The sequence below is a fragment of the Kribbella ginsengisoli genome, from assembly GCF_039537185.1.
Classification (GTDB): domain Bacteria; phylum Actinomycetota; class Actinomycetes; order Propionibacteriales; family Kribbellaceae; genus Kribbella; species Kribbella koreensis.
The window spans coordinates 1-1,820 of record NZ_BAABAA010000044.1 but is presented as its reverse complement, the minus strand read 5'-3'; the positions used below and the strand labels follow the sequence as shown (position 1 = coordinate 1,820).

Sequence of the window (1,820 nt, the reverse complement as noted above, 5' to 3'; positions counted from 1 at the left end):
GGCCCAGGAGCACACCCCGGTCGCCCGGCCCAAGTCGCTGATCAGTGGCAAGAACCTGAAGATCGAGTGGTCGGCCAACTGGGACGACGACCTCGGCGGCTCGACCGCCACCGCGCACCGCGACCCGATGCTGAAGAAGATCGCCGACAAGGTGAAGTTCGAGTTCGAGCAGACCTTCATGTTCTACCTGCCGCGGATCTGCGAGCACTGCCTGAACCCGTCGTGCGCGGCGTCGTGTCCCAGCGGCGCGATCTACAAGCGCGCGGAGGACGGGATCGTGCTGGTCGACCAGGACCGCTGCCGCGGCTGGCGCAAGTGCGTCTCGGGCTGCCCTTACAAGAAGGTCTACTTCAACCACCGCACCGGCAAGGCCGAGAAGTGCACGTTCTGCTTCCCGCGGATCGAGGTCGGCCTGCCGACCGTCTGCGCGGAGACGTGTGTGGGCCGGCCAAGGTCCTCGAAGCCGCCTCGACGACCGACGACGAAGGTCTCTACGAAGCGCAGCGCGGGGTCTTCCTCGATCCGTTCGACCCCGACGTCGTCCGCGAGGCAGAGCGGGCCGGTATCGCCCGGGACTGGATCGATGCGGCCCAGCGCTCCCCGGTCTACGCGTTGATCAACACCTTCGAGGTCGCGCTGCCGCTGCACCCGGAGTACCGGACGATGCCCATGGTCTGGTACATCCCGCCGCTGTCACCGGTGGTCGACGTCGTCGCCGAGACCGGAGAAGATGCCGAGGACAAGGGAAATCTCTTCGCGGCGATCGACGCGCTCCGGATCCCGGTCGAGTACCTCGCCGAGCTGTTCACCGCCGGGGACGTCGCGCCGGTCGACGCCGTGCTCAAGAAGCTCGCCGCGATGCGCTGCTACCTGCGCGACATCAACCTGGGTCGCGACCCGGACGGACATGTACCGGCTGCTGGCGATCGCGAAGTACGACGAGCGGTACGTGATCCCGCCCGCGCACGCCGAGCAAGCCCACTCGCTGGAGGAGCTGTCCACGGAGTGCTCAGTCTCGGAGTACGGCGGCGGTCAGCACGACGTGTTCGGCGAGGGCTCCGGAACGCCCACCCCGATCGCGGTCGAGAACTTCCAGATGCTGCAGGACCGGCAGACCTCCGACTCACTGGCCGGCCCGGAGAGCAAAGCCGGCCGGGTCAACCTGCTCAACTGGGACGGCAAAGGCTCCCCGCCGGGGATGTTCCCGCCGAAGGGCTCCGGCTCATGAGCCGCCGGCCCAAGCCGGTACTGCCGCCGGACCAGCTCACCATCGTGTGGCAGTCCGTCTCGCTCCTCCTCGACTACCCCGACGAGGAGCTGCTGGCCCGCGCCGACCTGCTCAGGTCGGCATCACAGAGTCTGCCGACCGCCATCGGTGACTCTCTGCGGGCTTTCCTCGATCATTTCGAGGCCACCCCGCTCCCCGAGCTTCAGGCCGACTACGTCGACACCTTCGACACCCGCCGTCGCTGCAACCTGTTCCTCACGTACTTCGCGCACGGCGACACCCGCAAGCGCGGGATGGCACTGCTGCGCTTCAAACAGACCTACCTCAGCGCCGGCTTCGAGCTCGACGACGCCGAACTGCCCGATCATCTCTGCGTCGTCCTCGAGTTCGCCGCCACCATCGACCACGCGCTCGGCCGCGACCTCATCCTCGACCACCGCGCCGGTCTCGAACTGCTGCGGCTCTCGCTGCGCGACAAGCGATCCCCGTGGGCGAACCTCATCGACGCCGTCACCGCCACCCTGCCGCAGCTCCGCGGCGACGAACGCGACGCCGTACGACGCCTCGCCGCCGAAGGACCTCCGGAGGAAGA

1 protein-coding gene and 1 pseudogene are annotated in these 1,820 nt (G+C 68.0%); both read left to right on the top strand.

Annotation, left to right across the window (positions count from 1 at the left end):
• A pseudogene (locus tag ABD768_RS42960) lies at positions 1-1,228 on the top strand (4Fe-4S dicluster domain-containing protein); the annotation flags it as partial.
• A partial coding sequence (narJ, locus tag ABD768_RS42955; protein ID WP_344850758.1) for a nitrate reductase molybdenum cofactor assembly chaperone occupies positions 1,225-1,820 on the top strand: 596 nt, incomplete at its 3' end. The pseudogene ABD768_RS42960 and the gene narJ, both read left to right, overlap by 4 nt.